The following is a 13,844-nucleotide window of genomic DNA, read 5'->3' on the forward strand; positions in this document are numbered from 1 at the left end:
ACAAAAGGAGGACTCTACATGCTTTCGAAATTGACCCAACCTCCATTCCGGTTTACCCAGAGAAAAGGAGACCCCTATGTCACCCGTTTGTTTGAATGGGTCGAGCAGACCTTTCAACCGGGCGAAGCCTATGATTTTGCGGTCATTGGAGTACCTCTCTCGAAAAGCTCCATCAGCTTTTCCGGAGCGCATACCCACCCGCTGCAATTCCGGCAGCTGCATAGCTCATTTACCACCTACAATGATGAGGATATCGATCTATCCAGCACGCGTGCTGTCGCTCTTGGCGATGTCGCCATGCATGTTACTCACATTGCCTGCTGCCAGAAAAACATCGAATCCGCTCTCGAGGAAATCACCAACGCCTGGTAACACGGGCGTTTTTTGTTTGTGCGAGGGGGAAGTGTTGTGTGATAACATGGAAAATATTGCTGAGTCATTCTGTAGAGAGAAAATTACATTGGCGTATTTGGGAAGGGGAGAAGGAAATGTCCACGATCGAACAGATTACCGAGCATATCTTGATTATGCATGCAAGTCATGACACGGATCGCCCCATCCTAGCAGCCATTACGGGGGCAAGAAAAACCCTCTTGATTGATGCTGGAAATTCACCGGCGCATGCCGCGTTATTTCGTCAGGAGTTGCAAAGGCTAGGCGTTCGTCTTCCAGATCTGCTCATACTGACTCATTGGCACTGGGATCATACATTCGGAATGTCAGCATGGGATCTACCTACCATCGCGCAGGCAAAAACCGCACATTCATTGAGCAAACTGATGGGGCTGGAATGGTCGGATGAAGTCATGGAACAGCTCTGTAAGGAGAAGGTCATCAATGCCAGCACGATGGCGAACATCAGAAAAGAGTACGGAATGAACCGGGACTTGATTCGAATAGTCGAGCCGGATATCCTATTCGATGAATCGATCACGATCGACCTTGGTGGCGTGACATGTCAGGTGAACCGTGTCGGAGGAGATCATTCGGAAGATTCGTGCTATGTGTACGTAAAAGAGGATCAAACGCTGTTCCTGGGAGATGCCTTGGGTCCCTCTGTCTATGGCGGACCGCGCAGTTATACAGCTTCCCGTTTTCTGCGCGTGTTGAAGCAAGCATACCAGTCTGAAGCAATCCTTTTCGTGGAATCGCACGGCCGGCCATTGGATCGAGCTGCCTTTCAAAAAGAGCTCAGTGATTGGGAGAAGCTAGCTCTGCTCACAGAGCAATACGGGCAAAACAGAGAACGGATCGTAAGCGAGATGTGCACCTTCCTCCAGGTGTCAGAGCTTCCTCATGAATTTTCAGAAGCTCTCGAATGGTTCATGGTCGGGGCTGTCTACCAATGATCCGATTCATCGGGTTGGTACATTTGATTTTGTGATAGCTAGTTAAAATTTGAAAGCTTTGGGGTTTTCCTATAAATAAGACTTATGAAAACAACCCTTTTTCATAAAGGTGATTGGACTATTTATGCGTCGCTCTAGATGGGAGATAGTGGTATATTGGATCATAACGGAAATGGAGGGAGACAGCCATGGAGAAACACCGAGTATTGTTGCTCGGGGGAAGCGGCTACTTGGGGAGTCAAATCTATCATGAGCTTTTGCAAGACGAGGCTATTGAACTCATAGGTACACGCTTTTCGGCATCAACTGCTGGTCATCTGCTCCAAATCGATGTAACTGATCCCCCTTCTTTTTCAGCGATCCTGCAAGACTCTTCACCACATGTTGTCATTTGGGCGTTGATGAGTGCAACAGATGAACCAGAGCTAATAGAAAAAGGCTGGGATGTTCTGCTTTCTCAGTTGCCGGAAAAGCGCAAATTTATCTTCATCTCCACAGACGGTGTTTTCGGAAGAGGTACAGGCTCTTATCGGGAAGAAGATCCGCCTGAACCATTAGATGAGAGAAATCCGTTAGCTGCTTATTCGAATGCCAAAATACGAGGGGAAGCGCGCATCCGAGAGCGGTCTCCCAACCATGTCATTGTGCGATTGGGCCCGATTTATGGTCGCAATGTGGTTGGGCAATGGGATAAACGCGTCGCTTCGATGTGTGAAGACCTGGAAGCTGGCAGAGAAATAAGCCGGGCAGGTAATTTGTACAAGACGTTTGTCCATGTGGAAGATGTGGGGAAGGCCATCCACGAATTGCTGCACGCTTCTTACCTCGGAACCCTTCATCTCGGTCCAGCAAAGAAAGAGAGTTATTATTCTTTTTTCAAAAAGATGGCTCTGGCATTAGGGCTGGATGCTGATGGTGTAAAAGAAACCTTGTTAACAGAAGCGGAGGCGCTAGAACGAGGGATTCCGTTGGATACTTCGCTGAGTTCAAAGAAGGCGCATGCACTGCTACAGACCCGTTTTCGTCAGGCGGGATGGAAAAACGCACATGGCAACGATAACGACAAAGGAGAGTAGAGAACAATGAAAACAATCGGATTAATTGGCGGCATGAGCTGGGAGTCCTCCTTGGTCTACTACCGTTTGATCAATGAAACCGTCAAGGAGAGGTTGGGCGGTTTGCATTCGGCAAAAAGCATCCTGTATTCCGTTGATTTTGCCGAGATCGAAGAAATGCAACGAGAAGGACGATGGGAAGAAGCCGGCGAGCGGATGGCGCTTGCGGCGAAAAGTCTGGAAGCGGCAGGAGCCGACCTAATCGTTCTCTGTACAAATACGATGCACAAGCTAGCGTACGCTATCGAGGAAGCGACCAGCCTGCCTTTTCTGCATATCGCGGATGCGACAGCGCAAGCGATCGCGAACCACGGGCATAAACGAGTGGCACTGCTTGCGACGCGATTTACGATGGAGCAGGATTTTTATACAGGGCGTCTGCGTGACGTACACGGATTAGAGGTATTGCTGCCGGATGAACAAGAGCGAAAACTCGTTCATGACATCATTTATCATGAGCTGTGTGTCGGGATCATTCGCGAGGAATCCAAACGTACATATCAGGCGATTATTGAGAGACTGGTCAAGGAAGGTGCAGAGGCAGTCATCCTCGGTTGCACGGAAATTGGTCTATTGATCACATCCCAAGATTGCACCGTTCCGGTATTTGATACGACAGAGATACATGCAGTAGCAGCTGTAGAGGCTGCTTTACAGTAGAATACGTAAGGAAGCAAAGGCTTGGCTGATCCCGTTTGCAGGGATGGCTGAGTCTTTTTGTTTTTTGATCGAAACAAACGCAACAAAACGCAACCAAACACACATAAAAACAATCAATTTACGTTACGTTCATATCCGCTTAATATTTTCCCCGTAAGATTGGTGTCGTAGGAACCAAGAAATGAACATTCCGCAAAGAGGAGAGGTTCTCATGAAGAAATGGCATTATCCTTTACTTGCTTCCGTTCTATCAATCGCGTTTTTAGCAGGATGTGGACAAGCACCAGGGTCACAACCAAACACACAAACTTCCACAAATGAAAGTACAACCGCCTCAGGAGAGATTACGGTTTATACGGCGCTGGAGGATGACCAGATCAAAACGTATTTGGAATCCTTCAAAGCGAAATATCCAGATGTAAAGGTCAATATCGTCCGCGATTCTACAGGGATCATCACAGCAAAGCTACTGGCGGAAAAAGACAATCCACAAGCAGACGTCGTATGGGGAACAGCAGCGACAAGCCTGCTTGTACTCGAACAGCAAGGCATGCTCGAAGGCTATTCGCCGAAAGGAGTCGAGAAGGTATCCCCGGAGTTTAAGGATTCCAAAGAACCTGCAAGCTGGGTAGGAATCGATGCATGGGAGACTGCGGTCGCGGTCAATACCAAGGAGCTGGAAAAACGCAATTTGCCTATCCCGCGTTCATACGAAGACCTGATCAAGCCGGAGTACAAAGGGCTGATCGTGATGCCAAATCCAGCGTCTTCTGGAACTGGGCTTCTCACCATCAACGGAATCATGCAATTAAAAGGGGAGAAAGAAGGCTGGGCGTACCTCGACAAGCTGCATGAAAATATGGCGATCTACACGCATTCCGGCTCGAAGCCAGCGAAAATGGCCGCATCGGGCGAATATCCAATCGGCATTTCCTTTGGCTACCGTTCGATTACCGAGAAGAAAAAAGGTGCGCCCGTTGAAGTCGTCTTTCCAACAGAAGGCTCAGGCTGGGATGTAGAGGCGAATGCCTTGATCAAGAAGAGTCAAATCAAGCCAGAATCCAAGCTGTTCTTGGACTGGGCTATCTCGGATGAAGTCATGAAAGCCTATAACCAGAACTTCGCTATCGTCAGTATCAAGCAAGAAGGCGCGACACTCCCGGAAGGCTACGCTGTAGATCCGATCAAGCAATTAATCAAGCTCGACCTGAATCAAGCCGCACAAAATCGTGACAACGTCTTGGCGGAGTGGGAAAAACGATACGCGACCAAGAGTGAACCTAAGTAAGCAGCGAGGAGAACAGCATGACACAATCCTATCTATCCATTCAAGGGGTCAGTAAACGCTTTGGTTTGTTTGCCGCATTGGAGCACATTTCCATCGAAATTGACAAGAATGAATTTGTTTGTCTGCTCGGCCCCAGTGGCTGCGGTAAAACGACATTACTGAGAATGCTGGCTGGATTGGAACAGCCGACGACAGGCAAGATGATTCTGGGAGGCAGGGAGATTACTTCCCTGCCACCAGCAAAACGAAACATTGCGATGATGTTCCAATCGTACGCATTGTTTCCCAATTTGACGGCTGCCGAAAACATTGCCTTTGGCCTGCAAGAAAAGAAGCTGGGGAAAAAAGAGATCGCAGCCAAAGTAGAAGAGGCGCTAGACATGGTTGATTTGTCTCATGCCGCCGCCAAATATCCCAGCCAGCTCTCAGGCGGTCAACAGCAGCGAATTGCCTTGGCGAGAGCGATTGCTCTATCGCCGGATATCTTGCTTTTAGATGAACCACTATCCGCATTGGATGCAAAAGTAAGACAAAAGCTGCGCCGGGAGATTCGGCGTTTGCATGAGCAGTACGGCATGACAACAGTAATGGTCACGCATGACCAAGATGAGGCATTGACAATGGCAGACAAGATCGTCGTCATGGATCACGGCGAGGTCGTTCAGGTAGGCGCACCCGAGGAGATCTATAACACCCCAGCCACCCCGTTTGTTGCTGATTTTATCGGAGCGATCAACTTTTTTGAGTACAGTCGCTTTGAGAATGCGCAATCTGATCCGAATCGCTTACTTGCGATCAGACCGGAGCATGTGCGGATTTTGCAGCAAGAATCCGAATGCGCCATATCTGCGACTATTTCCGAGATAGAATTTCGCGGTGCTTTTTACCGAATCTTTCTAGAGTGGCAAGAGGAAGGCCAGATAAAAAAAGAGCTTCTGACAATTGATTTGATAGCGGCCGAGGCACAAAGACTTGGGATTGCCCGAGGCAAAAAGGTGTGGCTGGAGTTTCCGCTGGAGAATTTGTTGACCTTTGAGCATGCGCCAACCATAGAGGAACAGGGGTGAGCAGCATGAAGGAAATGACATCGATCTTCGATGGAAAAGCCATGCAAAAGTGGCTCATCGCACTCGTCGTTCTTGGATTGTCAGCGAGTGTTCTGTTGCCACTTGGCCAGCTGTTTTCCAAGGCATTCTATAACAAAAGCGGTCAGTTCATCGGCCTGGACAATTTCGTTACGTACTTCTCCACCCCAGCACTGGCAGGGTCACTGAATAACACCTTATATATTTCTGCGATGACGACGCTGATCGCAGTCACACTCGCTTTTCTGTTTGCGTATGCCTTGACGCACAGCGGAATTCGCGGAAAAGAAGTCTTTCGGGCGATCGCGCTGCTGCCGCTGTTTGCGCCCACAATGATGCACGGAATTGCCCTGACCTACCTCTTTGGGAATCAAGGGCTGGTGACGACGGGGATCTTCGGGTTGCTCCCGTTTCAATGGGACATCGACTTGTACGGGCCAGTGGGGATTATTTTGGCGGAGATCGTCTATGTTTTCCCGCAAGCGTATTTGATTCTCGCTGTTTCCCTTGCTTTTGCCGACTATCAGCTGTACGAAGCGGCGGATACGCTCGGTGCGAACCATTGGCGCAAGTTTTTTGTAGTGACGATTCCCAGCGTGAAATACGGTATCGTCAGCGCCTGCTTTGTCTGTTTTACTCTCTCGTTTACTGACTTCGGAGCACCAAAGGTTGTCGGCGGACAGTTTTCCGTACTGGCGACAGACGTCTACAAGCAGGTCATCGGTCAGCAAAATATGACGATGGGAGCAACGGTTGGGCTGCTTTTGATCATTCCCGCTCTCGTGGCGTTTGTCGTGGACCGGATTGTTGAGCGGAAGCAACACGCGGCTGTAACAGCCAAGTCCAAACCGTATCGAATCAAGGAAAATCGTTTGCGCGACTTGTTTTATTTCATTCTCTGTGTGAGCGTCAGCGGATTTTTGCTGCTTCTCATGGCTGCGGTGGTACTGGCTTCTTTCATCAAAGTATGGCCGTACAATCTGACTTTCGGCTTGGATCATTACGACTTTTCCAACGTAGCCGGAGAAGGGATCGAGCCACTGTGGAACAGCATTCTCGTCGCTTTGCTGACGGCAGTGATCGGGACGGCGGTCACGTTTATTACCGCCTACACCATTGAAAAATCCCAAGTGTGGAAGGGGCTTCGCCAAGCTGGATACTTCCTGTCGATTCTCCCGCTGGCATTGCCAGGGATGGTCATTGGGCTAGCGTACATTTTCTTCTTCAATAATCCGTCGAATCCATTTCACGGCATGTACGGAACGATCTGGATTTTGATTTTAGCGAACGTCATTCATTTTTTCGCAGTTGGCTTTATTACAGCAACAAGCGCGTTGAAAAAGCTCGATCCCGAATTCGAGCAAGCGGCAGAGTCCATGGGGATCTCGCAGACAAAGCTTTTGTGGCGCGTCACGATTCCCGTCTGTATGCCGGCGATTGTCGAGATGGTGGTGTACTTTTTCATCAACTCGATGGTGACGATCTCGGCGGTTGTTTTTCTGTATGCAGCGGATTTCAAGTTGGCATCTGTCTCCATCGTCAACATGGATGACGCAGGGGATGTGGCTCCAGCAGCAGCGATGTCGGTATTGATCGTCTTCCTCAACATCATCGCACGTGCTGGCGCAGAATGGATCGCATCCAAACTTCGCAAGCGGACAACAGGGTCCTACCATGAGAAAGGTCAGGTGGCATAAAACATGAAAGCAGTAGTATTTGATTGGGCAGGAACGATGGTAGATTACGGATGTTTCGCTCCTTTAGCTGTCTTTTTACAGGTGTTCAAAAACCGGGGGATTGAGCTGACAGCAGCAGAAGCGCGCGAACCGATGGGGATGCTCAAGCGCGATCATATCCAGGCACTTTGCAAAATGGAGCGAGTAGCAGCGCTATGGCAAGAGCGTTACGGTCGACTTCCGAATGAAGCGGATGTGGACGAATTGTACGCTGACTTCGAACCGATGCTGATGGCGACGCTGCACGAGTACGCCACTCCTGTTCCGGGAGCAATTGAATTGGTAGGACGACTGCGCGAGCAAGGAATCAAAATCGGCTCGACCACAGGCTACACGAGAGAAATGATGAACGTCGTAGCGGCCTCAGCTAAACAACAGGGCTACGAGCCAGACGCACTGGTCACCCCGAGTGAAGTGCCTGCTGGGCGTCCGTATCCATGGATGTGCTATCAAAATGCGATCCTGCTGGATGTTTATCCAATGAACGAGATGGTCAAGGTCGGTGATACGACGAGCGATATGAAAGAAGGAAGAAACGCCGGGATGTGGACCGTTGGTGTCCTGAAGGGTGGAAGCGAGCTCGGCTTGTCTTTGGAGGAAGTGACCAGCATGCCACAGGAAGAGCTGGATAAAAGGTTGGCTATCGCAACAGAACGACTGATGGCAGCGGGTGCGCACTACGTAGTCGAGGAGATCGGATGCTTGGATGAAGTGCTACAAAACATCGAGATGCGTCACGCAGGAGGAGAGAGACCATGAATCAGACACGACCAACCGACAATTCGTACTTGTTGCTCACCCCCGGACCATTGACCACTTCATCAACCGTACGCGAGGCAATGCTGCGGGACTGGTGCACCTGGGATCGTGATTACAATGAACTGGTACAGGCAATCCGCCAAAAGCTCGTCCGATTGGCAACCTCGCAGGTAGAGGAGTATACGAGCGTTTTGGTGCAAGGCAGCGGGACCTTTTGTGTGGAAGCGGTGGTGAGCAGTGCGATTCCCGCAGACGGAAAGCTGCTCGTTCTGACGAATGGCGCATACGGGGATCGGATCGTGGAAATGGCACAAGTCCATGGAATCGCGACGGAGGTAATTGATTTTGGAGAAGTAACAAAGGCCGATGCAGAGGCAGTGGAGCAGAAACTAGCGGCGGATGCAACGATCACGCATGTGGCTGTCGTGCATTCAGAAACGACTACCGGCATGCTCAATCCTATCAAAGAAATTGGTGAAGTCGCCAAGAAGTACGGAAAAGTCTATATCGTAGATGCGATGAGTAGCTTCGGTGGCATTCCGATGGATGCAGCAGAGCTCTCGATCGACTTCCTGATCTCAAGCGCAAACAAATGCATCCAAGGTGTGCCTGGCTTCGGCTTTGTCATTGCCAAAACGTCTGCGCTCATCAAATGCAAAGGGATTGCCCGTACGTTGTCCCTCGATTTGCACAGCCAGTGGAAGACGATGGAGGAGCAAAACGGAAAGTGGCGCTATACTTCTCCGACTCATGTCGTGCGAGCTTTTTATCAAGCACTGATAGAGCTTGAGGCAGAAGGGGGAGTTGAAAAACGGTACGAGCGTTACCAGCGAAATCAGCAGCTACTCGCAGAAGGCATGGAGCGCATCGGTTTTCGCATCCTGTTGCCAAAAGAATCGCAATCGCCATTCATCACGTCCTTTTATTATCCCGAAAGCGAAGCATTCACCTTTGCAGAGCTGTATGAGCGGCTAAAGCAGGCAGGCTTCGTCATCTATCCGGGCAAAATCTCGCAAGCGGACACGTTTCGGATTGGCAATATCGGAGAGGTTTACCCAGAGGATATCGAGAGATTAATCACGGCAATGGAAAACAATCGTTTCTGGCTGGAGTAAAGAATAGGAGGCTATCGTGATGAAAGTGTTTTGCTTGGGTGGAGCGGGAAATATTTGTCGAGAAGCAGTGCTTGATCTCGTGATGCATTCAGATTTTGAGCAGATCACGATCGGCGATTTTAATGAAGAGGAAGGTCGCAAGGTGGTCGAGTGGCTGAACGATCCTCGCGTAGATTTTGTTCCGGTAAATGTACGCGATCATGCGGATACGGTCCAAAAAATGCGCGGTTACGACATCGTTATGGACGGAACCACGATCACACTGAACGGCCTGTCTACTGCTGCGATTGCTGAGGCTGGCTGCCATGGCATCAATTTGAACGGTTTTGGGGAAGAAAACGCATCAGATGCGATCTTCCGCGACCATGGGAAGACTTGTCTGCCAGGCTTTGGCATGACACCTGGACTGACCCAAATGATGGCGATGCATGCAGCAAACCAGCTCGATGAAGTCGACGAAGTCCGCGTCAGTCACGGTTCCTTTCGCCCGATTGCCTTTTCCAAATCGATCACAGAGACGACGACCTACGAGTATGATCCAGACCTGCCAGGGCGCGTCGTCTATGAAAATGGTGCATTCATTCAAGTACCGCCATTTGCTCGCCCACGCGAAATAAAGCTTCCCGAGCCGTATGGAAAAACAATTCAGTACATCATTCCTCATGCAGAGACAAAAACGCTCGCACAGGCTTTGTCTCCAAAAGGGGTAAAGCTGATCGAGGTCCGGGGAACATGGCCGAAGCAAAACATGGAGCTGGTCAAAGCCCTCTATGATTATGGCTTTTTACGGAACGATCCCATCACGGTAGGCGAAACAAAGGTAGGAATCCTTGATTGTATCTCCCAATACCTCTACAATTCTAGGGAGGGAAAAGAGACGGAATTATACGGGTATTCTCTTCATGTCGAGGTAACAGGTACCAAGGACGGTCGCAAAGTAGGACACGTCCTGTACCATACACATCCGGCATCTGACGGCTCTGTAGCTGACTGGGCTGGGCTGCGCGCCTATACCCGCAACGTAGGAATCCCGCTGGCGATTGCGACTGAGCAGATCGCAAAAGGAAACGTAAAAGCTATTGGCGTCATAACTCCAGAAGAAGCATTTGATCCGGCTGTGATTTTTCACGAGTTGGCAAAACGTCAGATTTACATCCATGGAGAAAAGCTCGAAATGACGTAAAGTACAATATAGGGGGACATTCGGCGTGTCGTTGTTCGGGGAAGAGCGTAAGCAAATCATTTTGCAGTTGATCAATTCCAATGGCAAGGTGCGGACCAATGAACTGGTCGAAAAGCTGCAAGTCTCGTCTGAGTCGATCCGCAGGTATTTGGAAGAGCTGGAAGCGGAGAAAAAGCTGAAGCGGGTTTATGGCGGAGCAGTAAAGCTGACAGTGGAGCGCTTTGAGCCTTCTCATTTTGCCCGTGAAGTCTTGCGAGCGGAAGAAAAGAAACGGATTGGACGTTTGGCAGCAGACTTGGTGCAAGACAGCGATACCATTGTCATCGATGAAGGGACAACGCCTTTGAAAATGATCAGCTTTCTCGTGACGAAAAAAGATTTGACGATCCTCACTAGCTCGATCACGGCGCTGAATCGATTAATCGAGTACCAAAACAATGGAATGCTTGCGGCAGACATCTACTTCCTGGGTGGAAAGGTGAGTGCCAAGCATCATCGGGTAAGCGGGACCTATGCAGAGAAGATGATGAAGCAATTTTATGTGGACAAGGCGTTTATCGCGGCTGACGGGATCTTGCTCCATAAAGGCTTGACCTGCTATGAGCCGGATCGAACGGAACTCGCCCGTTGTTTCATCGAAAATGCCAATGAAAGTATGGTGCTAGCGGACCACTCCAAGATTGGGCTCAGTACATTGTGCAAGATCGCAGACTTGGGAGAGGTCGACATCGTGATCAGCGATACGGCAGCACCAGCAGAATGGAATAAAGGACTCCAAGCAAAAAATGTAGCATGGATGGTAGCAGAGGAGTAGTAGTAAGCAGGCCAGCGATTCCCCACGACAGGGAAGCTGGCCTGTTTGCTTCAGGAAGAATGGCGCAGCAAAAGTGGCAGCATATGCAGCAATCCCTCTCTGGTAAGGGCAGCGCCATAATTCCATTTTTGCGCTTCTACAAAATAGACATAGCCGTTCTGAACGGCAGGCAGACTGTGCCACCTGTCACTTTGTATGAATGCGGCGGTAGCCTGACGCGATTCGTGGTCTTCGGACAGCAGCATAAAGATCCGATCACCTGCGTACAGGGGGATGTCCTCCTCACGAATTTCGATAAAGCCGTAGCCAGCTTGTAGTACTTCTTGAATTTTATTCACAGGAGAAAAACCGTTTGGATGGTAGAGGGCGGAGGAAAGTCCTGAAGTGCCCATTACAAACAGGCGCCCGCCATGCTCATGGATAAAGACGGATGCAGTCTCACCCGGCACAAGCTCGGAACATAGCTGATTCCACATAGTGGTAGCATTCGTGTGGTATTTCCTGAGCCATTCTCGCGCCTCGTTCTTTTTCCCCAGCCAATCTCCGAGTGTATGCAACCGTTCCTCCAGCGAAGCAAATGAATTAAACGTGAGCGTTGGGGCAATCCGGCTCATCTGCTTGTATTTGTCTTCTTCTGCGTTTGCGAAAATGATCAAATCTGGCTTCAATGTCGTCAAATGATCATAGTCAACGGGAAAAGCGATATCCTGCATGTGTCTTACCCTGTCTCGATAGATCGTTCGTTCCATCCAGGTAAAATTCCCGCCGACGATATTTTCAACATGGAGCGCGAGCAAATCATTAAATGTCTCGCCAATATAAATGATACGTTGTGGCTGAAGGGGGATCTCTACCTCATGCCCTGTCCAGTCCTGCACGAGCTCCATGCGGTGAGTCAGCCTGGAATATTGCCTTGGCGTGTAACCGGTCGTCTTTCGAAAGCGACGATTGAAATAATACTCATCCGTGAAGCCGACCTGCGAGGCGATGTCCCGCAATGAATCGTTCGAGCTTTTCAGGAGCTTTTTCGCATGATGGATACGCAGTGCTGTCAAATACTCCAAAGGCTTTTTACCCGTCAACTGGCGAAAGAGCAGCGTGTACTGCCACGATGGCACATTGGCCAGTTGTGCCAACTGCTTGACCGTCATGTTCTCTTGATAATTTTGTTGGATATAATCAATGCTGTTCTCGACCTCTTTGCTCTTGCTAGGGATATGGTCAGAAGAGAGATTTTGCTCCAGCAAAAATCCGAGCAGCTTCTGGAACCGCAATTGCTGCCAAAAGCTGTCCATTTCAGAAGAAGTTGAACGGCCCAAGAGCAAAGCGTCACATAAGCGCAAGAGCCGGGCAGAGGGGTGAGCGGACAGCTCGATACGGCCATCAAGCAGTGCGTGTGGGTACGGTAGTGGTCTATTCTCTGCATCGAACTGAATGACGGTAAACGAGATTTGGTAGCAATCAATCGCGCTGTCGTACAAGGATTCGATAGTAAAAGGAGTAGACGGTGAAAGCAAAAAACACTTTCCTGCCAAAGGTGAAATCGTTTGGTCGTCAATACAGAGGCTGCCGTAACCTTTTGTGAAGAAGAGCAGGGTATGGAAGGGAGTGGGTGAAGGACTAGCCGTCCGCTCTACTTTACACAACTGAAAATGAAGGGAACCGAGCGGGGAATGAGGTGGTATAGAGTGAAGCATCGGTTGTGCCCTCCTTTTTTGTGAGAATCATTATCATTCATTCTATCAATCGTATACAAAAGAAAGAAGCTTTTCAATCATTGTTGAAAAGCTTCTCCTATTTCATTACTTCGCCAGAATTTCAGGAATCCTTTGCAGGAGCCATTCTCTTGTTGTCGCATCACTGCTAGATTTTTCGATGTCGATAAAGTAGACATATCCGTTTTTAACAGCAGGAAGGTCTTTCCAGATGCGTGATTTTAGCAGCTCCTGCGTTGATTTCTCAGCTTCCTCGCTCGGCGTATTCAGAATAAAGATACGATCTCCCGCTATTTCGGGCAAACGTTCCACAGAGATGAGTTCAAATCCTTTTTGTGCATCGAGTATTTCTTGAATGGGTGCTGTCGGCTTGAATCCGTTTGTATCGTAGAGGACTTGGGAAAGCCCTGTTCTTGCCATGACAAACAGCCGATCACCCGGATAATAGGTAAAGACAGAGACGGTTTCTCCTTCTTTCATGATGCCAGACTCCTTCAGCTTCTTCCACATCTCTTCCGATTTGCGCTTGTAATCGGCAAGCCATTTGGTAGCTGCTTCGGGTTTTCCAATCATATCTCCGAGCTGGGTCATCCGCTCTTCCAACGGCGCGAATGTATCAAAAATGACGGTAGGGGCGATTTTGGCTAGCTGTTCATATTCTTTTTCTTCGGTACTTGCATGGATGATCAGGTCGGGCTGTAATTCTAGGACCTTTTCGAGATTAATGGGAAAACCGACATTCTCGACATCGTGCAGTTGGTCTTCAAAGATTTGGTTGGCGTACCCGAATCCCCCAATAGGCATCACGCCCAACGCGAGCATATCGCCAAATGTCTCACCGGAATAGATGATTCGTGCAGGGGAGACCGGGATGTTGCCTGCATGCCCGAGATAATCCGTATATGGACGCGTCTGGTTTTTCTGACTAGCCGCGCTGCTTGTTGTGCTCGTTGCTTCTTGTCCAAGCGAGGAAGCGGTAGTTGCTTGCGAAGCGGATGGACTGCATCCCATGAGCAAGCTGCCAG

At 49.5% G+C, this 13,844-nt stretch carries 13 protein-coding genes; 11 read left to right on the top strand and 2 right to left on the bottom strand.

Annotated features, from left to right (window positions below):
• Window positions 1-18: 18 nt before the first annotated feature.
• The 11 genes from PMI05_RS22265 (at window position 19) to PMI05_RS22315 (ending at window position 11,104) form a co-directional block, all read left to right on the top strand.
• Complete coding sequence (locus PMI05_RS22265) at window positions 19-372, top strand: arginase family protein (RefSeq protein WP_007726625.1); 354 nt, start codon at window positions 19-21, stop codon at window positions 370-372.
• Window positions 373-488: 116 nt separating this feature from the next.
• Window positions 489-1,349, top strand: coding sequence for an MBL fold metallo-hydrolase (locus tag PMI05_RS22270; protein ID WP_039961205.1), 861 nt, complete (start codon window positions 489-491; stop codon window positions 1,347-1,349).
• 188 nt (window positions 1,350-1,537) lie between these two features.
• Window positions 1,538-2,425: a sugar nucleotide-binding protein gene (locus tag PMI05_RS22275; RefSeq protein WP_007726629.1), complete on the top strand. Its 888-nt coding sequence runs from the start codon at window positions 1,538-1,540 to the stop codon at window positions 2,423-2,425.
• A gap of 6 nt (window positions 2,426-2,431) precedes the next feature.
• On the top strand, window positions 2,432-3,124 hold the full coding sequence (locus tag PMI05_RS22280) for an aspartate/glutamate racemase family protein (protein ID WP_007726631.1): 693 nt from the start codon (window positions 2,432-2,434) through the stop codon (window positions 3,122-3,124).
• 211 nt (window positions 3,125-3,335) lie between these two features.
• Entirely contained in the window at window positions 3,336-4,412 is a 1,077-nt protein-coding gene (locus PMI05_RS22285; protein WP_007726633.1) for a putative 2-aminoethylphosphonate ABC transporter substrate-binding protein, read from the top strand.
• A 17-nt stretch (window positions 4,413-4,429) separates the two neighbouring features.
• The gene (locus PMI05_RS22290; RefSeq protein WP_007726634.1) at window positions 4,430-5,479 is read left to right on the top strand and encodes a putative 2-aminoethylphosphonate ABC transporter ATP-binding protein; all 1,050 of its coding nucleotides are present in this window, start codon (window positions 4,430-4,432) and stop codon (window positions 5,477-5,479) included.
• A 5-nt stretch (window positions 5,480-5,484) separates the two neighbouring features.
• Window positions 5,485-7,194, top strand: coding sequence for a putative 2-aminoethylphosphonate ABC transporter permease subunit (locus PMI05_RS22295; RefSeq protein WP_039961199.1), 1,710 nt, complete (start codon window positions 5,485-5,487; stop codon window positions 7,192-7,194).
• Window positions 7,195-7,197: 3 nt separating this feature from the next.
• On the top strand, window positions 7,198-7,992 hold the full coding sequence (phnX, locus tag PMI05_RS22300) for a phosphonoacetaldehyde hydrolase (protein WP_007726639.1): 795 nt from the start codon (window positions 7,198-7,200) through the stop codon (window positions 7,990-7,992).
• Window positions 7,989-9,107: a 2-aminoethylphosphonate--pyruvate transaminase gene (gene phnW / locus PMI05_RS22305; RefSeq protein ID WP_007726642.1), complete on the top strand. Its 1,119-nt coding sequence runs from the start codon at window positions 7,989-7,991 to the stop codon at window positions 9,105-9,107. Before phnX ends, phnW begins: the two co-directional genes overlap by 4 nt.
• Before the next feature lie 19 nt (window positions 9,108-9,126).
• Window positions 9,127-10,290 (top strand): saccharopine dehydrogenase family protein, encoded by a 1,164-nt coding sequence (locus PMI05_RS22310; protein WP_007726644.1) that lies wholly within the window; start codon window positions 9,127-9,129, stop codon window positions 10,288-10,290.
• A gap of 25 nt (window positions 10,291-10,315) precedes the next feature.
• Entirely contained in the window at window positions 10,316-11,104 is a 789-nt protein-coding gene (locus PMI05_RS22315; protein ID WP_007726646.1) for a DeoR/GlpR family DNA-binding transcription regulator, read from the top strand.
• 50 nt (window positions 11,105-11,154) lie between these two features.
• Here the strand turns inward: PMI05_RS22315 and PMI05_RS22320 are convergent, their stop codons facing one another.
• Both PMI05_RS22320 and PMI05_RS22325 read right to left on the bottom strand, forming a co-directional pair.
• Window positions 11,155-12,801, bottom strand: a complete 1,647-nt coding sequence (locus PMI05_RS22320; protein WP_007726648.1) for an AraC family transcriptional regulator — start codon at window positions 12,799-12,801, stop codon at window positions 11,155-11,157.
• 105 nt (window positions 12,802-12,906) lie between these two features.
• The coding region (locus PMI05_RS22325) for an ABC transporter substrate-binding protein (protein ID WP_007726650.1) at window positions 12,907-13,844 on the bottom strand (938 nt) is incomplete at its 5' end.

It is taken from the genome of Brevibacillus sp. BC25, from assembly GCF_000282075.1.
GTDB lineage: Bacteria > Bacillota > Bacilli > Brevibacillales > Brevibacillaceae > Brevibacillus.